This window comes from Frigoribacterium sp. CFBP 13707 (assembly GCF_014842245.1).
Taxonomy (GTDB): Bacteria; Actinomycetota; Actinomycetes; order Actinomycetales; family Microbacteriaceae; genus Frigoribacterium; species Frigoribacterium endophyticum.
Genome location: NZ_JACYVL010000011.1, coordinates 44,798 through 63,228, shown reverse-complemented (window position 1 = coordinate 63,228; position 18,431 = coordinate 44,798). Strand labels below are relative to the sequence as shown.

Sequence of the window (18,431 nt, the reverse complement as noted above, 5' to 3'; positions counted from 1 at the left end):
TTAGCGACCTCCGGAAGTTTTCTGGGGCCCGCCTAGACGGCGGCGCTGAAGCCGTCCGCGGCGGGCTCGCGCATGGCGCGGGCGATGCCGACGGCGGCGTTGGTGGCGACGCGCGACAGGTAGGCGCTGCGGCGCGCCGGCGCGGTCTTCGAGACCGGCACGAACTCGGCCGCCTCGTCGTCGGCGTAGTGCGCCGCCAGGGCGTCGCGCAGCAGGCGGACGGCCTCGGTGCGCTGCTGCGAGACGGCGCTGTGGGTGATGCCGAGCTCGTCGGCGATCTCGGTGACCGTGCGGTCGCCGAAGTAGACGCCCTCGACGATGAGGCGCATGCGCTCGGGCAGCGCCTCGACGGCGGCGCGCACGTACCGGCTGCGCTCGGCGGCGAGCAGCTGCTCGCCGGGCAGGGGCACATCGGCGGCGAGGTGGTCGGCGACGGTGTCGTCGAGGCTCGAGACGGTCCGCGCCGCGTCGGTGAGGGCCGCGGTCGCGGTCTGGCGGTCGACCCCGAGGGCACCGGCGATCTCGTCGACCGAGGGGGCGCGCCCCAGGGACGCGCTCAGCGCCTCCTGCACGGCCAGGGTCTCCTTGATGCGCTTGCGGGTGCCCCGGCTCGCCCAGTCGCCCGAGCGCATGTCGTCGGCGAACGCGCCGACGACGCGGGTGCGGGCGTAGGCGCCGAACGGGATGCCGAGCGTGGGGTCGAAGGCCTCGGCGGCCTGGACCAGGGCGACGGCGCCGACGCTGGCGAGGTCGTCGCGCGAGAGGTGCGTGGCCCGTGAGCAGACCTCGGAGACGAGGTAGCCGACGAGGGGCAGGTTCTCGACGACGAGGGCGTCGCGGGTGGCGCGGTCGGTGCGGTTCATTCACTTGCTCCCAGCAAGAGGGGCCTGCGGGGGCAGGCACGTCCGAGGTGTTCCAGGGCGCGACGAACAGCCCTCTGATCAGGGCTGTCTCGATCCGTCACGCTGCCTGCCCCGTGAGGGGCGCGGCGGTGGTGGTACGAGGTGGGGCGGGCGGTGCTGCAGGCCCCGGATCGAGTCCGTGGCCCGGCGTGTCGATGTGGCCCGCCGTGCACCAGCAACGCTATCGACGCGCGGGGGGCGGGTGGGGGCCGCGCTGTCCCCAGAGCGGGGGCGCGCCTGTCACGTCTCCGGGGGGGGCCTCGCCGGAGGTGCCCCCCGAGCTGGGGTGGAACGCCCCTTCCGCCGACCCCCGCCGACCCTGTAGGGCCGACCGCACGACATCGTCCGGCCGTGTGCCTAACGCTCCGCCGGGGTGCGCCGATAGTCCCCGCTGAAGAGGACGTCACCGCTCCTCGACCACACCCGACCACAGGAGACCGACATGGGAGCGAACGAGCTGTCCGCTCTGCTCTGGCGAGAGCGCGAGCTCCTCGAGCTGCTCACCTTCAAGCTCGAGGAGGAGCAGCTGCTGCTCACCGCGGGCCGCACCCGCTGGGTCGACCACGCCACGCGCGAGGTCGAGCAGGTGCTCGACCGGCTCCGCGAGGCGGGGCTCGCCCGCAGCGTCGAGGTCTCGAGCGTCGCCCAGGAGTGGGGCACCGACGAGGAGGCGCCCCTGCGCGACATCATCGCCGCGGCTCCCGCAGGCCCCTGGGGCGAGATCTTCACGGCCCACCTCCGCTCCATGACCGACCTCACCGCGCGCATCGCGCAGCTGCGGGACGAGAACGAGCGCTTCCTCCGCGCCGCCGCCCGGGCCACGCAGGAGACCCTCGCCACGGCGGCCGACGCCGCCGCCGGCAGCATCTACGACGCGAGCGGCTCCGTCGGGGCCGGCGCCCCCGGTCGCCGCGGCGGTCCGGCCAGCGCGACCACCGCCTCCGGCGGGCACCTCTTCGACGGGAGGCTGTGACCGTGGCCAGCACCTTCGGCGGGCTCAGCACCGCCTACACCGGCCTCGTCGCCGCCCGCACCGGGCTCGACGTCACCGGCCAGAACATCGCCAACGTCAACACCGAGGGCTACACCCGCCAGCGCGTGGGGCAGTCATCGGTGGAGGCCCCGGCCCGCGTGGGGCTCTACAGCTCCGGCGTCGTCGCCGGCCAGGGCGTCTCGGTCGACGCGATCGCCCGCCTCGGCGACCAGGTGGTCGACGGCCAGGTGCGCGGCACCGCCGCCGCCGCTGGCTACCAGTCGGTGCGCGCCACGGCCCTGTCGACCCTCGAGGAGTCGCTCGGAGAGCCCAGCAAGACGGGCATCGCCGCCCAGCTCGGCCAGTTCTGGAACGCCTGGAGCGACCTCGGCAACCACCCCGGCGAGACCGGCCCCGCGGCCGTGCTGCTCGGGCAGGCGACCACCCTGGCCGGCAGCATCGCCAGCGGCTGGAAGGCCGTCGACGACCAGTGGACCGCCGTGCGCGGCCAGGCCGACTCGCTCGCCGGGCAGATCAACAGCGCCGCGACCCAGGTCGCCGACCTCAACGACCGGATCCGCACCGCCACCCAGCAGGGCGTCAGCGCGAACGAGATGATCGACGCCCGCTCGCGCCTCACCGAGAAGATCGCCTCGCTCGCCGGCGGCACCGTCCGCGACGCGGGCGACGGCACGGTCGACGTGCTCCTCGGCGGCAACGCGCTCGTCAGCGGCACGACCGCCCGCAGCATCGTCGTCACCGGGGAGCACTCGATGACGACGGCCGTGGGCGGCGCAGCCGTGGGCCTCGCCTGGAGCCACCGCCCCGACGACGCGATCGCCCTCGACGGCGGCAGCCTCGCGGGCGCCGTCTCGCTGCTCGCCCCGGCCGCCGCCGACGGCCGCGGCGGAGCCATCGCCCAGGCCGCGGCGTCGTACGACGCCCTCGCCACCCAGCTCGCGACCCAGGTCAACGCCGTGCACGCCACGGGCGTCACGGCCGACGGCTCGCCCGGCGGCGCCTTCTTCGGCCAGACCGCGGGCGTCTCCGCGGCGCGCGGACTCACCGTGCTGCCGACCAGCGCCGCGACCATCGCCTCGCGCTCGGCCACCGGCGGCGCGCTCGACGGCTCGATCGCCCAGGCGGTCTCGCAGGTCGGCGTGGGCACCGGCTCGCCCGACCGCACCTGGTCGACGATCGTCGCCGGCGTCGGCGCCGCGTCGCAGACCGAGTCGGCGCAGTCGACGCTGACCGACCTCGCCGCGACGTCGGCGAAGTCGCGCCAGCTCAGCGGCGCCGGCGTCAGCCTCGACGAGGAGAACGTGAACCTGCTCAGCTACCAGCACGCCTACCAGGGAGCCGCCCGAGTGATGACCGCCATCGACGAGATGCTCGACACGCTGATCAACGGCATGGGCCGGGTCGGGAGGTAGGGGCGATGCTGACCCGTGTGACGAACCAGATGACCGCGCTGCGGTCGCAGGAGCACCTGCAGGCCGGGGCCACCCGCCTCGCCCAGATGCAGGACAGGGCGTCGAGCCTCAAGGCGATCTCCGTGCCCTCCGACGACCCCACCGGCACCGCCGAGGCCCTGCGCGTCAAGGCCCTCCAGTCGGCCGCCGCCCAGCACAGCCGCAACGTCGACGACGGCTCCGGCTGGCTGAACACCGCCGACAGCGCCCTCACCGCCGCCGACTCCGTGCTCGCCAAGGTGCGGCAGCTGACCGTGCAGGGCGCCAACGAGGGGGCGCTCTCCCAGGACGCCCGGAACGCCATCGCGACCGAGATCAGCGGCCTCCGTGCCGACCTGCTCGCCGACGCCAACGCCAGCTACGCCGGCCGCAGCGTCTTCGCCGGCACCTCCGACGCGGGGGTCGCGTTCCGGCCCGACGCCGCCTTCACCGGCGTCGCGGGCGCCGCGGTCACCCGCCGCGTCGGCCCCGAGACCACCGTCCGGGTCGACGCCGACGGCGCCGCCGCGTTCGGCTCCGGCGACGACTCGGTCTTCGCCCTCCTCGACCGCATCGCCACCGACCTCCGGGCCGGCACCACCGGCATCGCCGGCCACCTCACCGCCATCGACACCCGCGTCAGCGCGCTGCGCGGCGTCCAGTCGGACATCGGCGCCCGCCATTCCCAGCTGCTGAGAGCGCAGGACACACTCATGGACACCTCCGTCACGCTGGAGGCCCAGCGCTCCGGCCTCGAGGACCTCGACCTGGGGCGGGCCGTGCTCGACCTCAAGCTCCAGGACAACTCGTACCAGGCGGCCCTCGCGGTCACGGCCAAGGTGCTGCAGACGTCGCTGATGGACTTCCTCCGATGAGCGCCGTGACGACGACGGTGACCTTCACCGCGCCTCCCTTCGGGCTCGAGCCGGCCGTCGACTTCGTGCTCGACGAGATCGACGGGGCCGTCGGGCTCTACGCCCTCCGCGCCGTCGACCCCGCGACGAGCGAGGTCGACGCCTCCGTGCGCCTGTTCGTGCTCGACGCGGCCGTGCACCTGCCCGACTACTCGCCGGTGCTGACCGACGAGCAGACGACCGCCCTCGACCTCCGCTCGGCCGACGAGGCCCTGCTGCTCGTCGTCGCGACGCCGGCCGAGACGGGCATGACCGTCAACCTGCTCGCCCCGGTCGTCGTCAACGGCCGCACGGGATCGGGCGCCCAGCTCATCCTCGAGGGCCAGGACTGGCCGCTGCGCGCGGAGCTCGCCGCGCGCTGACGACGCCGCCGCCCGTGGGCGGGCCGTCGGCGGACGTCCGTGGGCTGTCCGCCGGCTGTCCGCGGGCGGAGGCGACGATCCCTCGCTCGTCACGGTCGTGCAACGATGCGCCCCACGTGTCGTCTCCGTCGTGTCTGATGGAGCGATGGAGGCGCGGAGCACGACGACGAGGCGCCCCCGGCCCCGACGTCTCGCGCTCGGCGCCGCGGGGCTGGCGATCGTCGTCGCCGCGGGCCTGGCCGCCTGCACGGGCGGCGACTCCGGGCCGGGCTCGGCCGACGCCTCCCGCTCGGCCTCCGGCATCGCCTCGGCCCCCGTCACGACCGACCGCGGGCCCGCACCGGCCGCGCGTGCCACGACCACCGGCGCGGTGCGCGTCGCGCCGGGCGCCGAGCCCACCGACGTCGTCACGGGCCTCGACTCCCCCTGGTCGGTCGTCCGGCTCGACAGCGGCTCGTCGTTCGTCAGCCTGCGCGACACCGGCCGCGTGGTCGAGCTGACCGCCGACGGCGACGTGCGCGACGTCGCCGAGATCGACGGGGTCGTGCACCAGGGCGAGGGCGGCCTGCTCGGCCTCGCGGTGCTCGCGGGCTCGCCGTCGTACCTCTACGCCTACGCGACCACCGACTCCGACAACCGCGTGCTGCGGGCCCCGATCACCGGCACGGCGGGCTCCTACGGGCTCGGCCCGGTCGAGGAGGTGCTCACGGGCGTGCCGAAGGCGTCGAACCACGACGGCGGCCGCCTGGCCTTCGGGCCCGACGGCATGCTGTACGTCACGACCGGCGACGCGAACCGCGGCGACGAGGCCCGCGACCCCGACTCGCTCGCGGGCAAGATCCTGCGCCTGTCGCCCACCGGCGACGTGCCCACCGACAACCCGATGCCCGGGTCGCCCGTCTACACGCTCGGCCACCGCAACCCGCAGGGCATCGCCTGGGACGGCTGGGGCTCGATGTGGGCCGCCGAGTTCGGGCAGGACCGCTGGGACGAGCTCAACGCCGTCAGCCCGGGCGGCGACTACGGCTGGCCCGACGTCGAGGGCACGTCGCCGTCGTCGGACACGCTCGCGCCCGTGCTGCAGTGGGGCACCGACGACGCGAGCCCGAGCGGCCTGACCGCCGTCGGCTCGACCCTCTTCCTCGCCGGGCTCGGCGGCGAGCGCCTGTTCGAGATCCAGGTGCCCGAGGCGGGCGTGGCCACCGCGACCGAGCGGTTCGCCGGCGACGACTCGCTCGGGCGCGTGCGCGACGTGCTGCCGGGGCCCGACGGCACGCTCTGGCTGGTCACGAACAACACCGACGGCCGCGGCGACCCGCGCGGCGGCGACGACCGGATCGTCAGCGTGCCGCTCTCCGCGCTCGACTGAGCCGGGCGGGCGGTCTCGGACGGAGTCGCGTGTCGCGTGCGCGGCGGACGGCCAGTTCCGCGCACCGGCGGTTACCCTCGTACTCGATGAGCCAGCACGACCCCTCCCTCGGATCAGCCTCCGGCAGCGCCCGCCCCGGCAGCGCCTCGGAGGGCCGCGCGCGCCCGAGCAGCTCCGCCGCCGGATTCGACCCGGTCAGCCTGCGCACGGCCGTCGACGTCGGCGCCGCCGAGGCCCGGCTCGCCGCCCTCGGGCAGAGCCGCAGCACCTCCGCCCTCGGCGAGCGGGCCGACCTGCTGCGCACGCTGGGCCGCCTCGACGAGGCCCTCGCGATCGCGGAGGAGGCCTTCCGCCTCGCCCACTTCACCGGCGACCGTGCCGACTCGACCGCGGCGCGCATCCGCCGCGCCCACATCTTCCGCGAGCAGGGCAAGCTCGAGCGGGCCCTGAACGACCTGCACACCAGCCGCATCACCGCCTCGACGGAGGAGTGGCGCGACCTCGAGACCGCCGCCGCCGAGCTCGAGGGCTACACGCTGTTCGACCTGGGCCGTCACGACGAGGCGCAGGAGGCCCTGCAGCAGGCCGTCGTCGCCTTCGAGGCCACCGGCGCCCCGCGCGACCGCGTCGAGGCCCTCCGCCGCGCGATCGAGGGCGTCCTCCGGGCGTACCTGTCGGGCACCGGGCCGATCGAACCGGTCAGCGCTCCCACACCCGCCGACGTCCCGGCCACGAGCGCGCCCGCCGCGGCGGCTCCCGTCGCCGCTCCCGCGCCGGCCCCCGCGCCGGACGCGGAGGCCCGCCCCGGCGACACGAACCCCGTCGACCTCTCCCGCCCCTCCGACGCCCTGGTGCCGACCACGGCGCCCGCCGACGACGAGCGCCCCGCCGCCGTGGCCCCGGGCTCGGCCCCGGCCGGCTCCTGGCGCCCCAGCCAGCCGGCCCCGGCGGGCGACCCGCAGCCGGAGCTGCCGACCCGCGCCGACGCCGGCCTGTGGAGCAAGATCTCCGGCCTCGCCGCGAACGCCTCGGCGCACCGCGAGCGCACGGAGCGGGCCGAGCGCGCCGCCCGCGGCGACGGGCGGGCCGACGGCTCGCACGACGACGAGCCGCGTCGCGGCACCACCGGCGTGACCGGCGTGGTCGACGGGCTGCCCCGTGACGACCAGCCGACGACGTGGCCCTTCCCTCGCCGCTGACCCGCGCCTCCTGACCCTCCCGTGGCCGACCTCGACCGGGTGCGGCGCTGGGCCGACGCGCTCATCGCCCTGCACCTCGACCCCGCGGTGTGGAGCTTCGCCTTCGACGCGGCCAAGACGCGGGCCGGGCTCTGCAACTACACGGCGAAGCGCATCTCGGTCTCGCGGCACCTCGCCGGCCGGTACGAGGACGACGAGATCCACCAGGTGCTGCTGCACGAGGTCGCGCACGCGATCGCCGGGGCGCGGGCGGGCCACGGGCCCCGCTGGCGGGCCACCGCCGCCGAGCTCGGCTACGTCGGCGGGCGGCTGCACGACGGCGCCGTCGCCACCGAGCTGGCGCCCTGGGTGGGGGTCTGCCCCGCGGGCCACGAGCACCACCGGTACCGCCGACCGACGAAGGTGCTGACCTGCGGCCGGTGCGCCCGGAGCTACGACCCCGCCCACGTGATCACCTGGACGAAGCGCGAGGTCTGAGCCGCGGCGGCGACACCGCCTAGGGTGGTCAGGTGACTGGTCAGTGGCTGCGTTCCGACACGGGCACCCCGTGGTTCTTCGACTCGGGGGCGCTCAGCCTCGACTTCGCGTACCTCGGCGGGTTCCGGGCCGGCTCGCGGCTGGGCCCCGAGTCGGGGTTCGCGCTGCCGGCCGACGGGTCGGTGCCGTGGGACGGCCTGCTGCTGCCCGCCGACCTCGACGACTGGGTCGCCGAGCGCTGGCCCGGCGTGGGGGCCGCCGCCTCCGACCGTGAGCTCGCCGACGCGCGCGCCCTGCGCGACGCCGTCGCCCGCCTCGCCGTCGCCGCCACCGACGCGACGTCGCCCGACCCCGACGACGTCGACACGCTCAACCTCTTCGCGGCCACCCCCGACGTGCCGCCGACCCTCGCGGGCGGCCGGCGCCAGGCGGGGGCGGGGCGGCTGCGGCTGGGTCAGGCCCTGGCCTCCGTCGCGCGCGACGCCGTCCGCCTCCTCGACGAGGTGGGGTTCGGCGGCGGTGACGACTCGCGCCTCCGGCGCTGCTCGAACCCCGAGTGCGGCCTCGTCTACCGCGACGAGTCGCGGGGGCGCAGCCGGCGGTGGTGCTCGATGCAGCGCTGCGGCAACCGCGCCAAGGTCCGGGCGCACCGGGCCCGCCTCGCCGCGGGCTGACGCCGCCGGGAGACAGCAGTGCGGCGGGTCACCGTCCTCCCGGGCGGGCCGTCGCCGACCCGCCGAGGAGGGCGGCGACCCGCCGCACCGTCAGACCGTCTACTCGACGACCTGCACGTCCTTCCAGAACGCGACGTAGCCCGAGTAGTCCTGTCCCACGCGCTCGAACGACGTGGGGATCGGGGTCGGATAGCTCCACGCGCGGTCCTGCAGCAGGGTGTCGCCCGACTTCACGCTGAAGTACTGGGTGTCGCCCTTCCACGGGCAGTGGTACTGCGTCGGGCTCTCGGTGAGCAGCTCGGCGTCCACGCTCGCGGGCGGGAAGTACCAGTTGCCCTCGATCGAGATCAGGTCGTCCTTCGGGGCCTCGGCCACCACGGTGCCGTCGCTCAGCACTGCCTTCATCGTTCCTCCTCTGGGGTCCGTCCGGGCCCGGCCGGCTCGGCCCGGCCCGTCGAGGTGAACGCTACGCCCGCGCGCGCTCTTCCCCGACGACGCGCAGCGGCTGCTCAGGGGCCCGGGCGGCCGCGACGGCCTCGGCCCGGCCGGCGCCGGCCAGCTCGGCCGCGGAGACGGAGGCACTGAGCAGGTGGGCGGACGCCCGCCGCAGCGAGACGGCCGCGGCGCAGACGAGCGCGGCCTCGGGCGACGAGAAGTCGACCCCGGCCGCGGCGAGCGCGTCGACGACGGCCCCGGCGGCCAGCTGGTCCTCCCCGGCGGGGCGGAACCCGTCGTCGTCGACCGACCCAGCCGCCACCACGGCGACGACCGCGCGGTCGCCCCGGCGGGACTGCCGGTCGAGCACGTGCCGGGCGACGTCGTCGGCGGCGGAGGCGGCGGTCACCGACAGCAGGTCGGCCCCGTCGTCGACGAGCTCCGCCACGCGGTCGAGCACCTCAGCCCGCGCGAGGAGGCCGTGCCCGTCGAGCACGTCGACGACGACCACGACGTGGGCGCCCGCCACGACGCGGGCCGCGCCCGGGACGCCGTGGTCGAACCGGACCTGGTACTTCTGCTGCTGGGGCTCGCTCACCCGTCGAGGCTACGTCGGGGGCGCGAGCGGGTCGCGGGTGTTGCGGCGCGTTACGCGAGCGGCGGCGGGGCGACGGGGGCGGGGCGGCTGCGGTCGCGGGGGTGGAGCGGCTGCGGGGCGGCGGGGGTGGAGCGGCTGCGGTCGCGGGGCGGGGCTCGCCCAGCACCGGGGGTGCACACTCGACCCATGCACGTGCAGCTCAAGATCCGCCTCGCCTGCCCCGTCGACGCCGCCGCCGACGCGCTGCGCGACCCCGCCGTCATGGTCGCGGTCACGAAGCCCCTCGTCGTCTACCGCTCGGAGGAGCCGGGCGGGTTCCCGCACCGCTGGGACGAGGAGGCGCACCCGGTCTCCGCGCGCATCCTCGGCCTGGTCTCGCTGGGGCACACGCACGTCGACCTCGACTGGCACGAGCGCGACGGGGCCTGGATCCAGCGCGACACCGGGCGCGGCACCTCGGGCCAGTTCGCCTCGATGCGCATCGACCACCGCATGGCGGTCTCCCCGCTCGGCGACGGCGAGACTCTGCTGCGCGACCGCCTCGTCTTCCACGCCGGGCCGGTCGGCGTGCTGCTCTGGCCCGGGCTGTGGGCCGTGTGGCAGTGGCGGGCGCTGCGCATGAAGCAGCTGGCGCCGACCTGGCGCACGCCGAGCGCGCACCCGCGCCACGCGGGCTGAGCGCCGGGCGCGCCGAGCTGAGGGCCGGGCGCGCGCCGGGCGCGCTCATCGCCGCGCGGGCGCCGTCCGGGCCGAGCGTCAGCCCTTCGGCTCGTCGTCGACGACGACCGACACCGTGTACTCGCCGTCGTCCTGCCCCTCGGTCGAGATGGTCGAGACCGAGTCGTAGAGCACGTCGTAGCCAGGAGTGTTGACGTCGCAGTGCACCTCGTCGCCGTCGACCACGGGCACGGCCTCGTCGCCGCAGTCGACGTCGGGGCGCGTGCCGACCTCCTGCTCGAGGGCGTCGGCGACCGCCGTGGCGAACGCGTCCGCCGACACCGTGGGCGACACGGAGGCCGAGGCGCTGCAGCCGACGACCCCCAGGGCGAGGGCGGCCGCGACGAGGGCGGTGCTGGTGACGGTGCGGACTGTGCTCATGGTTCCCCCTGTGCGGGGGCACGCCGGTGGTCCCCCCGGTGTCGAGCTTGCCACGGACGGTGGGAGGCGCGTTCCCGGTCGACGAGGAGGGCCCGGGTCTAGCGTCGAGCCGGTGACCGACCCGACCCGCGACTCCTCCGTGCCCTCCGCCTCCTCCGTGCCCTCCGCCTCCCCGGAGCTCGCCTCCCCCGTCTCGACCGTCGACTCGGGGCTCGACCTCGCGGCCTGGCGGCGGACCATCCACGGGCTCTACCGGCAGGTGCGCGAGGCCACCGACCTCGCGGCGGCCCACGACCTGTGGCGACGCACCCGCGACGAGCTGTTCGCGACGAACCCGGTGACCCCCCTGCTGCCCGAGGACCGCCCCGTCTTCACCGGGCTGCCGACGGCGCCGTACGACCCGGCCTGGCGGTTCGAGGTGCCGATCACGCCCGCCGAGCCGCACCGCATGACCGTGACGACCGGCACCGACGGCGACGTGCCCTTCGACCGCGTGGGCCTGGTCGACGTGCCCGGGGTCGGCAGCCTCGACGTCTGGCGACTGCGCTCGTACGGCGGCGGCCTCTTCGTGCCCGTCGGCGACGCCCTGGCCGGGAAGCCCGGCGGCACCTACGGCGGCGGCCGCTACCTCGTCGACACCGTCAAGGGCGCCGACCTCGGCCCCGGCTCGGAGCCGGGCTCGATCGTGCTCGACTTCAACTTCGCCTACAACCCGAGCTGCGCCTACGACCCGGCCTGGGCCTGCCCGCTCGCGCAGCCGGGCAACCGCGTCGCCGTCGAGATCCCGGTGGGCGAGCGGTACCACGGGGCGCACTGACGTCGGCGCGGAGGGCTGGGGTCACGCCCGCACGCCCGCACGCCCAGCCGGCTGGACGTGATCCGTCCAGCCGCCCCGGTCGGCCCACCGACCTGTCGGCTAGCGTGGCCGCCGTGACCTCGACGACGCCGCCCGCCTCCTCCGGCCCCGCTGGCCCCTCCTCGCCGGAGGCCGTGACCCAGGCCCTGCTCGACCTGGGCCGCGACCCGCAGCACCCGTTCACCGTCGCCGTCGAGGGAGAGCGCATCGTCGCCCGGTGGGTCTGGAAGGACGCGCACGACGCCGTCGGCAGCGCACGCAGCAGCTACGCGCTCCGCATCACGCTCCTGGCCGAGACGCACGAGTACAAGCGCTCAGAGATCAACACCGAGCGCAGCACCGGCACCGCCACCGGGACTGCCACCTTCACCTCGGCGAAGGTCGTCGGGCCGGTCAAGCGGACCCTCGAAGCCCACGGCTGGCAGCGCCGGAAGACGGCGCTCGGCAAGGCCATCCGCAGCCTGTTCTCCTGAGCCCCTCGGTGCCCCTGCCGTCCACCGGCGCTCGGGGCGGAACGACGACCGTCGCGCTTTGCCGACACAGCCGCTAGACTGGGGGCACTTGTGGATCGATCCGTTCGGTCCCCTGCGTCGTAGCACGCCCCTCCCCGCCTCCCGACCTGGCACACACCCAGGCATCCAGCAGGCGCGCGAAGCTCACTCTGCGGCGAAACGATCGTGCACACCTGCACCGTCGCCACACCTCGAGCCCGGCTACGACAGCCGCTCTCCGGCTCTGCACCGCCCTGCCGTCCGCGCCCCGCGCAGACGTCGCGGCCGTCCGCAGCCCGGCCCGGCTCGACACCCTGCCCCTGAAAGGCACGCATGTCCACCACGCTCCCCGTCACCGACGCCACCGACGTCGCCGACGCCCCCACCGCCTCCTTCGCCTCGCTCGGCGTCCCGGCCCCGATCGTCGCCGCCCTCGCGAAGGACGGCAAGGAGAACGCCTTCCCGATCCAGATCGACACGCTGCCCGACACCCTCGGCGGCCGTGACGTGCTCGGCCGCGGCAAGACCGGCTCGGGCAAGACCCTCGCCTTCTCCATCCCGATGGCGGCGCGCCTCGGCGGCGCGCTGGCCGGCGGCGCCCGTCGCGCCGGTCGCCCCCTGGGCCTCGTGCTCGCCCCGACCCGTGAGCTCGCCACCCAGATCGACGCCGTGCTGGCGCCGCTCGCCGCGGCCTACGGCATGCGCACCACCACGATCTTCGGCGGCGTCTCGCAGAACCGACAGGTGCAGGCCCTCAAGGCCGGTGTCGACATCGTCATCGCCTGCCCCGGCCGCCTCGAGGACCTCATGAAGCAGGGCTTCATCAAGCTCGACGCCGTCGAGGTCACTGTGCTCGACGAGGCCGACCACATGGCCGACCTCGGCTTCCTGCCCGGCGTCACCCGCATCATGAAGGCCACCCCGAACGACGGCCAGCGCCTGCTCTTCAGCGCGACCCTCGACAACGGCGTCGACAAGCTGGTCAAGCAGTTCCTGCACAACGAGGTGCTGCACTCGGTCGACGAGGCGAACTCGCCCGTCGCCAAGATGACCCACCACGTCTTCGAGACCGAGTCGCTCGACACCAAGAAGGCGCTCGTCGAGAAGCTCGCCTCGGGCAAGGGCCGCCGCATCCTCTTCATGCGCACCAAGCACCACGCGAAGAAGCTCGCCAAGCAGCTCACCGACTCGGGCATCCCCGCCGTCGACCTGCACGGCAACCTCTCGCAGCCGCAGCGCGACCGCAACCTCGCCGCCTTCCAGGACGGCTCGGCCCGCGTGCTCGTCGCCACCGACGTCGCCGCCCGCGGCGTGCACGTCGACGACATCGAGCTCGTGATCCACGTCGACCCGCCGACCGAGCACAAGGCGTACCTGCACCGCTCGGGCCGCACCGCCCGCGCCGGCGCCGAGGGCGACGTCGTCACCCTCGTCATCCCCAGCCAGAAGCGCGACGTCGCCCAGCTGATGAAGAAGGCCGACATCCGCCCGACCATCACGTCGGTCACCCCGTCGTCGCCCGAGGTCGCCGCGCTCGTCGGCGAGGTCGCCGCGTACGTGAAGCCGGCTCCCCGTGCCGCCGTGCAGCAGCAGGGCGGCGGTGGCGGCGGTCGCTCGCAGGGCGCCAACGCCCAGCGCAAGCGCGCCGCCCGTCAGGACAGCCAGGGCAACCCGATCGCCCGCGCCGACCGCTCGGGTCGCCCCGCGGCGGCCGGTGCCGGTGCCGGCGGCGGACGGTCCGGAGGCGCGGGTCGCGGCTCCGAGGCCGGTCGCGGCGGTGCCGGTGCGGGTCGCTCCGGCGGCTCGCGTCAGGGCTCCGGCCAGGGCTCGCGCGACGGCGGCTCGCGCCGCGACGCCGCGCCCCGGGGCGGCGCCTCGACCTTCTACTCGACCGAGTCGGGCCGCGGCGCCGTGACGCCCGTGCGCGAGGACTCGCGCGACGAGGCTCGCGGCACCCGCCAGACCGGGCGCCGTGCGCAGAGCGACGGCGGCCAGAGCCGCACCAACGCGGTGCGCAACGACCAGGCCGACTTCGCCGCCTCGCAGGGCCAGCGCTCCGGCGGCGGCGCCGGCGGCGGCTCGCGCCGTGCGTCCTCCGACGGCGGTCGCCCCGGCGGCCTCAAGGTCGGCGGCCTCGTCGGCGGCAAGCCGCGCAGCGGCGGCGGCCAGCGCGGCGGTCGCTGAGCCAGCAGCTCTCCCCGCTGACCCCGAGACACCCCGTTCTCGCATCGGAACCCTGCCGCGGCAGGGTTCCGGTGCGAGGGCGGGGTGTTTCATCGTCCACCGCGAGCGACACCGGCGTCAGCCAGCACCGCTGCCAGCCGGCTCGGGTCGTTCGCCGTGGCCCAGTCCCACCGAGCGAAGCCGCGCACCTCGGGCAGGGCGCGGATGCGGTCTTCCCGCTTCTTCTCGTCGATCTTCACCTGATCGAAACTGCGCCCGGACCGCCGGGCGAGCTCGAGGTACTTCGTCAGGCCGTCGAACTCGCCGACGACGCCGAGCTCCGGCCACCAGAAGTCCACGCGGCCGATGAGACCCCACCTGTCCCAGAACTCCCGCTGCAGCTCCGGCAGCGGGACACCGATCTCGACCATGACGACCCGGCTGAGCGACTCGCCGGGCGACTCGGCCAGGGCGTCGGCGAGGTCGAGGGCGATGAGCGCGCGTCGCCGACCGACGCGAGGCGCGCGCTCGACCGCGGCGCGGAGCGCGCCGCGGTCGAACGCCCCGAGTCGTAGACCGTGGTCGAGCGCCATCACGGAGGAGCGGAGGCTCTCGAGGCGGCTGACGTCCGACGCGGCCCGCACCGGGCTCACGACCCTCAGCCCGCCCAGCTCCGTGATCTCATGGTCGGCCAGTGCGGCACTGTGCCTGACCATCAGCCCCGTGGTCTTCGTCGCGCTCCTGGCCCTGTCGACGACGTGCACCCGGGACGGCATCGGGGACGCGAGGGGGAAGCCGTGCACCGCGAGGGCCGACCGGTGCGACACCACGATGTCGGACGTCGTCCGGGCGACGGTGGCGCGCACGACGACGGCGTGCCGCTCCTCGGGGGACGCCGCGACCCACGCGGGAGCGGAGACGTACGTGCCGGGGGCGACCCGCACCAGCTCGCCCCGCCCGGCTGCCCGCCGCAGCGCCCGGTCGTCGCGACCCGACCGCACGAGCGACGACCGGTGGATCATCGAGCCGACGAGCGGCTCAGGAGGAGGTCGGTGGGGCGGCTGAGGGGGTGGCGAGAGCAGGGGCATGACGACGATCCTGCGACCGTGATGCCGACGCGACGGGGCCACCCGTCTTGCCCTGTGCAGTCGCGACCCGCGCCTCCCCCTGTGGAGGAATCGGGTCGCACCATCGAGACGAACCCCGTCCTCGCTCACGAACCCTGCCGCGGCAGGGTTCCCGTGCGAGAACGGGGTTCCTCAGCGAGGAGGGCGCGCGGCGGGCGCTAGTGCAGGGCGCCGACGGAGGCGAGCGCCGAGCGGAGCAGCGCGCCGCGGCCGCCCTCCATCTCGTCGGCGACCTCGGGGCTCGCGGCCTGGTGCGGCGTCAGCCAGGTGAGCTCGAGCGCGTCCTGGCGCGGCTCGCAGGTGCCCGTGACGGGCACGACGTAGGCGAGCGACACCGCGTGCTGGCGGGCGTCGGTGTACACCGACGAACCCGGCAGCGGGAAGTACTCGGCGACCTGGAACGGCACCGGCGACGGCGGCAGCTGCGGGAACGCCATCGGCCCGAGGTCCTTCTCGAGGTGGCGGAACAGCGCGGTGCGCAGGCTCTCGCCGTACATCACGCGGCCCGACACGAGCATGCGCGACATCTCGCCCTCGGGCGACGCACGCAGCAGCACGCCGACCTCGGTGACGATGCCCATGCCGTCGACCCGCACCGGCACGGCCTCGACGTAGAGGATGGGCAGCCGCTGGCGGATCGAGTGCAGCTCCTCCTCGGACAGCCAGCCGGGATTGGGGTCGGGGGTCTGCACGGAGCTCATGGCCCATGTCTACAGGCAGCGCGCGGCGCCCGGGCGACGAAACGCTAGGGGCGAACACGCCGACGACCGCCGGTGGCCGGGCGGGCACGCCCCGACGTGGGCGCGCCCGCTCGGCGCGGAGCGAGCCCACGAGGCGGGGCGAGACAGGGCGAGGCACGACGAGCGGAGCACGAGGAGGCGCGCCCCGCGACGCCCCGCTGGCTAGGCTCGGCCCATGGTCACCATCGATGCCGCCCTCGTCCGCTGGTCCACCGACGAGGCCGAGCGTGCCGGCCGCCCGTTGCTCGTGCTGCTGCACGGCGTCGGGTCGCACGAGGGCGACCTGATCGGGCTGGCTCCGTACCTGCCCCGTGACCTGGCGATCGCCTCCCTCCGGGCTCCGCTGCCGCACGGCGACGGGCACTCCTGGTACCCGCTCGCGCTGCCCGGCTCGCCCGAGCCCGGCCCGGTCGACGAGGCCGCGGAGGCGGTGCTCGCGTGGGTCGACTCGCTCGGCGACGCGCACCCGTCGGTGGCCCTGCTCGGCTTCTCGCAGGGCGGTTCGCTGACGCTGCAGCTGCTGCGCCACGCCCCCGAGCGCTTCGCCTGGGCGGCGGTGCTCGCGGGCTTCGTCGTGCCCGACGACTCGGAGGCCACGTCGCGTCGCGACGCCGAGCTCGCGCGGGTCCGCCCCGACGTCTTCTGGGGCCGCGGCGACGTCGACGCGGTCATCCCGCTCGACGCCGTGCAGCGCACCGCCGACTGGCTCGCCGCGCACGCCGACGTCGAGGAGACCGTCTACCCCGGCCTCGCCCACGGCATCAGCCAGGAGGAGCTCGACGACCTCAACGCCTTCATCTCGCGCGTGACCAACCCGCTGGCCGGGCTCGACCCCGACACTCTCGACAGCGACAGCGACAGCGACAGCTACAGCTACAACGACAGCGACAGCGACGTCTCGGCGGCCGACCGCGACGCACCCGACCGTGCGGCCGCACCCGACGCACCCGTGACCACCGACGCCGACGCCCTCGCGGTCGACGCCGGCCAGCGCATCGGCACCGTCGACGACCCCGCCGTCCGCTAGGCGGGAGCGCCCCGTGGTCACGATCTCCGTCACCGGCACAGCGACGCACCGGCACCGGGCCGAGCGCGGCACCGTGCGCCTCGGCCTGGCCAAGGAGGGCACCGACCGCGAGCAGGTGCTCCGCGACAGCGTCGCCCTGCACGACCGGGTGACCGCCGAGGCCACCGTGCACCGCCGTCAGGGCGCCGCGACCTGGTGGAGCGCCGACGACGTGACCGTGGGCCCCGTGCCCGGTGCCTGGCAGGAAGACGGCACCCGCGCCTCCACCGGGCTGGTCCGCTCGCGGTCGACGGTCGCCGTGCGGTTCTCCGACGTCGCCGTGCTCGCCCGCTGGGTCGCGGGGATCGCCGCCCTCGAGGGGGTCGCCGTCGAGGGCGTCGAGTGGTCGCTGAGCCACGACCGGCGGCCCGAGGTCGACCGGGCGGCACGGGTCGCCGCGGTCGCGGACGCCGTCGTGCGCGCGGTCGACTACGCCGACGCCCTCGGGCTCGGCACGCCGACCCTGCGGTCGCTCTGGGAGCCGGGGCTGCGCCCGGGTGCCGGAGGCGCGGGCGCGGCGGGCGGACCGGCCCTGTTCGCGCGCGCCGCGTCCCCGTCCTCGGCCGACGACGGCTCGCTGGCGTTCGCGCTCGTGCCCGCCGACGTCGAGGTGCACGCCGAGGTCAGCGCGGACTTCGTCGCGGAGGGCTGAGGCCCCCGCCCGCTAGACGCTCCGCCAGCTGTCGTCCTGCAGGTGCGACCCCGCCTGCGGGCCCATCTGCAGCATGCCGCCGTCGATGGCCCAGGAGGCGCCCGTCACGTACCCGGCGGCGGGCGGCGCCAGGAAGGTGATCACCGACGCGAGCTCCCACGCGTCGCCGGGGCGCCCGAGCGGGATGCCCGGCCGGTCGACCCCCGTCGGGTCGACGTCGGTCTGGCCGGTCATCGGCGTCACGATCTCGCCCGGGGCGACGGCGTTGACCGTGATCCCCTCCCGACCGAGCTCGAGCGCCATCGTCTTGAGCAGCCCGCCGAGGCCGTGCTCGGCGGCGTCGTAGGCCGCCGACCCGACCCGCGGCTGGTGCTCGTGCACGCTCGTCACGCCGATCAGGCGGCCGCCCCGGCCCGCGGCGACCATGCGGCGCGCGGCCCGCTGCAGGCAGACGAAGGCGCCGTCGAGGTCGGCGGAGACGACCCGTCGCCACTCGGCCAGGGACATGTCGACGACGAGCTCGGAGGCGCCGGTGCCGGCGTTGGACACGAAGACGTCGAGGCCGCCGAGCCGGTCGGCCAGCTCGTCGACCACGTCGCCGCAGCGCTCGAGGTCGGTCGTGTCGAGCTGTGCGACGTGGGCGGTGCGCCCGCGCGAGCGGACCTCCTCGGCCGTGGCCTCGGCCCCGGCCTCGTCGTCGAGCCAGGTGACGCCGACGTCGAGCCCGGCGACGGCGAGGGCGACGGCGGTCGCCCGGCCGATGCCCGAGTCGGATCCGGTGACGATGGCGTGCTGAGGGGTGAAGGGGGGCACGGCGGTCCTCTCGACGTCGGTGGCGGTGAGGTGCCGGCGGGAGGCTGCCCCTCCCGCCGGCTCCTGCGACG

General features: G+C 75.6%; 21 protein-coding genes. 14 read left to right on the top strand and 7 right to left on the bottom strand.

Features of this window, described 5'->3' with window-relative positions:
* Window positions 1-32 precede the first annotated feature (32 nt).
* Window positions 33-863 carry a sigma-70 family RNA polymerase sigma factor gene (locus tag IFT45_RS14360; protein WP_056057539.1) on the bottom strand — a complete coding sequence of 277 codons (831 nt, stop codon included), beginning with the start codon at window positions 861-863 and terminating at the stop codon, window positions 33-35.
* Between the two features lie 481 nt (window positions 864-1,344).
* Here IFT45_RS14360 and IFT45_RS14355 point away from each other — a divergent pair, with 481 nt between their 5' ends.
* From IFT45_RS14355 to IFT45_RS14320, 8 genes are all read left to right on the top strand, one after another.
* Complete coding sequence (locus IFT45_RS14355; RefSeq protein ID WP_056057542.1) at window positions 1,345-1,875, top strand: flagellar protein FlgN; 531 nt, start codon at window positions 1,345-1,347, stop codon at window positions 1,873-1,875.
* Window positions 1,876-1,877: 2 nt separating this feature from the next.
* Window positions 1,878-3,308, top strand: coding sequence for a flagellar hook-associated protein FlgK (gene flgK / locus IFT45_RS14350; RefSeq protein WP_192128981.1), 1,431 nt, complete (start codon window positions 1,878-1,880; stop codon window positions 3,306-3,308).
* Window positions 3,309-3,313: 5 nt separating this feature from the next.
* Entirely contained in the window at window positions 3,314-4,201 is an 888-nt protein-coding gene (locus IFT45_RS14345) for a flagellin (RefSeq protein ID WP_192128979.1), read from the top strand.
* Complete coding sequence (locus IFT45_RS14340) at window positions 4,198-4,602, top strand: flagellar assembly protein FliW (RefSeq protein WP_197981519.1); 405 nt, start codon at window positions 4,198-4,200, stop codon at window positions 4,600-4,602. The genes IFT45_RS14345 and IFT45_RS14340 overlap by 4 nt, the downstream gene beginning before the upstream one ends.
* Window positions 4,603-4,732: 130 nt before the next feature.
* The gene (locus tag IFT45_RS14335) at window positions 4,733-5,971 is read left to right on the top strand and encodes a sorbosone dehydrogenase family protein (RefSeq protein ID WP_235491282.1); all 1,239 of its coding nucleotides are present in this window, start codon (window positions 4,733-4,735) and stop codon (window positions 5,969-5,971) included.
* Window positions 5,972-6,057: 86 nt separating this feature from the next.
* Entirely contained in the window at window positions 6,058-7,170 is a 1,113-nt protein-coding gene (locus IFT45_RS14330; RefSeq protein ID WP_192128977.1) for a hypothetical protein, read from the top strand.
* Between the two features lie 21 nt (window positions 7,171-7,191).
* Window positions 7,192-7,647: a SprT-like domain-containing protein gene (locus IFT45_RS14325; protein WP_056057556.1), complete on the top strand. Its 456-nt coding sequence runs from the start codon at window positions 7,192-7,194 to the stop codon at window positions 7,645-7,647.
* Between the two features lie 32 nt (window positions 7,648-7,679).
* Entirely contained in the window at window positions 7,680-8,321 is a 642-nt protein-coding gene (locus tag IFT45_RS14320) for a CGNR zinc finger domain-containing protein (protein ID WP_235491283.1), read from the top strand.
* 99 nt (window positions 8,322-8,420) lie between these two features.
* Here the strand turns inward: IFT45_RS14320 and IFT45_RS14315 are convergent, their stop codons facing one another.
* Both IFT45_RS14315 and IFT45_RS14310 read right to left on the bottom strand, forming a co-directional pair.
* Window positions 8,421-8,726 (bottom strand): DUF427 domain-containing protein, encoded by a 306-nt coding sequence (locus IFT45_RS14315; RefSeq protein WP_056057558.1) that lies wholly within the window; start codon window positions 8,724-8,726, stop codon window positions 8,421-8,423.
* 61 nt (window positions 8,727-8,787) lie between these two features.
* On the bottom strand, window positions 8,788-9,354 hold the full coding sequence (locus tag IFT45_RS14310) for a hypothetical protein (RefSeq protein WP_192128974.1): 567 nt from the start codon (window positions 9,352-9,354) through the stop codon (window positions 8,788-8,790).
* Window positions 9,355-9,540: 186 nt separating this feature from the next.
* Between IFT45_RS14310 and IFT45_RS14305 the strand changes: the two genes are divergently transcribed.
* Window positions 9,541-10,032, top strand: coding sequence for a hypothetical protein (locus IFT45_RS14305; RefSeq protein WP_185230443.1), 492 nt, complete (start codon window positions 9,541-9,543; stop codon window positions 10,030-10,032).
* Window positions 10,033-10,110: 78 nt separating this feature from the next.
* Here the strand turns inward: IFT45_RS14305 and IFT45_RS14300 are convergent, their stop codons facing one another.
* Window positions 10,111-10,452 (bottom strand): DUF4333 domain-containing protein, encoded by a 342-nt coding sequence (locus tag IFT45_RS14300; RefSeq protein WP_056057570.1) that lies wholly within the window; start codon window positions 10,450-10,452, stop codon window positions 10,111-10,113.
* A 157-nt stretch (window positions 10,453-10,609) separates the two neighbouring features.
* Here IFT45_RS14300 and IFT45_RS17320 point away from each other — a divergent pair, with 157 nt between their 5' ends.
* The 3 genes from IFT45_RS17320 (at window position 10,610) to IFT45_RS14285 (ending at window position 13,983) form a co-directional block, all read left to right on the top strand.
* Window positions 10,610-11,269, top strand: coding sequence for a DUF1684 domain-containing protein (locus tag IFT45_RS17320; RefSeq protein WP_056059140.1), 660 nt, complete (start codon window positions 10,610-10,612; stop codon window positions 11,267-11,269).
* A gap of 113 nt (window positions 11,270-11,382) precedes the next feature.
* Window positions 11,383-11,781 (top strand): hypothetical protein, encoded by a 399-nt coding sequence (locus tag IFT45_RS14290; protein WP_192128970.1) that lies wholly within the window; start codon window positions 11,383-11,385, stop codon window positions 11,779-11,781.
* A gap of 351 nt (window positions 11,782-12,132) precedes the next feature.
* Window positions 12,133-13,983 (top strand): DEAD/DEAH box helicase, encoded by a 1,851-nt coding sequence (locus IFT45_RS14285; RefSeq protein ID WP_192128968.1) that lies wholly within the window; start codon window positions 12,133-12,135, stop codon window positions 13,981-13,983.
* A gap of 89 nt (window positions 13,984-14,072) precedes the next feature.
* Here the strand turns inward: IFT45_RS14285 and IFT45_RS14280 are convergent, their stop codons facing one another.
* Complete coding sequence (locus tag IFT45_RS14280) at window positions 14,073-14,984, bottom strand: type IV toxin-antitoxin system AbiEi family antitoxin domain-containing protein (RefSeq protein WP_192128966.1); 912 nt, start codon at window positions 14,982-14,984, stop codon at window positions 14,073-14,075.
* Window positions 14,985-15,247: 263 nt separating this feature from the next.
* Window positions 15,248-15,790: an NUDIX hydrolase family protein gene (locus tag IFT45_RS14275; protein WP_056057579.1), complete on the bottom strand. Its 543-nt coding sequence runs from the start codon at window positions 15,788-15,790 to the stop codon at window positions 15,248-15,250.
* 214 nt (window positions 15,791-16,004) lie between these two features.
* Here IFT45_RS14275 and IFT45_RS14270 point away from each other — a divergent pair, with 214 nt between their 5' ends.
* Together IFT45_RS14270 and IFT45_RS14265 are read left to right on the top strand one after the other, a co-directional pair.
* Window positions 16,005-16,856: an alpha/beta hydrolase gene (locus IFT45_RS14270; RefSeq protein ID WP_192128964.1), complete on the top strand. Its 852-nt coding sequence runs from the start codon at window positions 16,005-16,007 to the stop codon at window positions 16,854-16,856.
* 13 nt (window positions 16,857-16,869) lie between these two features.
* Window positions 16,870-17,547 carry an SIMPL domain-containing protein gene (locus tag IFT45_RS14265; RefSeq protein WP_192128962.1) on the top strand — a complete coding sequence of 226 codons (678 nt, stop codon included), beginning with the start codon at window positions 16,870-16,872 and terminating at the stop codon, window positions 17,545-17,547.
* Window positions 17,548-17,559: 12 nt separating this feature from the next.
* On the opposite strand, the gene IFT45_RS14260 is transcribed toward IFT45_RS14265, so the two are convergent.
* A complete protein-coding gene (locus IFT45_RS14260) occupies window positions 17,560-18,360 on the bottom strand; it encodes an SDR family oxidoreductase (RefSeq protein ID WP_192128960.1) in 801 nt (266 codons plus the stop codon).
* Window positions 18,361-18,431: the final 71 nt, after the last annotated feature.

Bases quoted from the DNA above. Each gene is read 5' to 3' on its own strand.
- IFT45_RS14360 (WP_056057539.1), bottom strand. From the start codon at position 863: ATGAACCGCACCGACCGCGCCACCCGCGACGCCCTCGTCGTCGAGAAC.
- IFT45_RS14355 (WP_056057542.1), top strand. From the start codon at position 1,345: ATGGGAGCGAACGAGCTGTCCGCTCTGCTCTGGCGAGAGCGCGAGCTC.
- IFT45_RS14345 (WP_192128979.1), top strand. From the start codon at position 3,314: ATGCTGACCCGTGTGACGAACCAGATGACCGCGCTGCGGTCGCAGGAG.
- IFT45_RS14340 (WP_197981519.1), top strand. From the start codon at position 4,198: ATGAGCGCCGTGACGACGACGGTGACCTTCACCGCGCCTCCCTTCGGG.
- IFT45_RS14330 (WP_192128977.1), top strand. From the start codon at position 6,058: ATGAGCCAGCACGACCCCTCCCTCGGATCAGCCTCCGGCAGCGCCCGC.
- IFT45_RS14315 (WP_056057558.1), bottom strand. From the start codon at position 8,726: ATGAAGGCAGTGCTGAGCGACGGCACCGTGGTGGCCGAGGCCCCGAAG.
- IFT45_RS14305 (WP_185230443.1), top strand. From the start codon at position 9,541: ATGCACGTGCAGCTCAAGATCCGCCTCGCCTGCCCCGTCGACGCCGCC.
- IFT45_RS14300 (WP_056057570.1), bottom strand. From the start codon at position 10,452: ATGAGCACAGTCCGCACCGTCACCAGCACCGCCCTCGTCGCGGCCGCC.
- IFT45_RS14285 (WP_192128968.1), top strand. From the start codon at position 12,133: ATGTCCACCACGCTCCCCGTCACCGACGCCACCGACGTCGCCGACGCC.
- IFT45_RS14280 (WP_192128966.1), bottom strand. From the start codon at position 14,984: ATGATCCACCGGTCGTCGCTCGTGCGGTCGGGTCGCGACGACCGGGCG.
- IFT45_RS14275 (WP_056057579.1), bottom strand. From the start codon at position 15,790: ATGAGCTCCGTGCAGACCCCCGACCCCAATCCCGGCTGGCTGTCCGAG.
- IFT45_RS14270 (WP_192128964.1), top strand. From the start codon at position 16,005: ATGGTCACCATCGATGCCGCCCTCGTCCGCTGGTCCACCGACGAGGCC.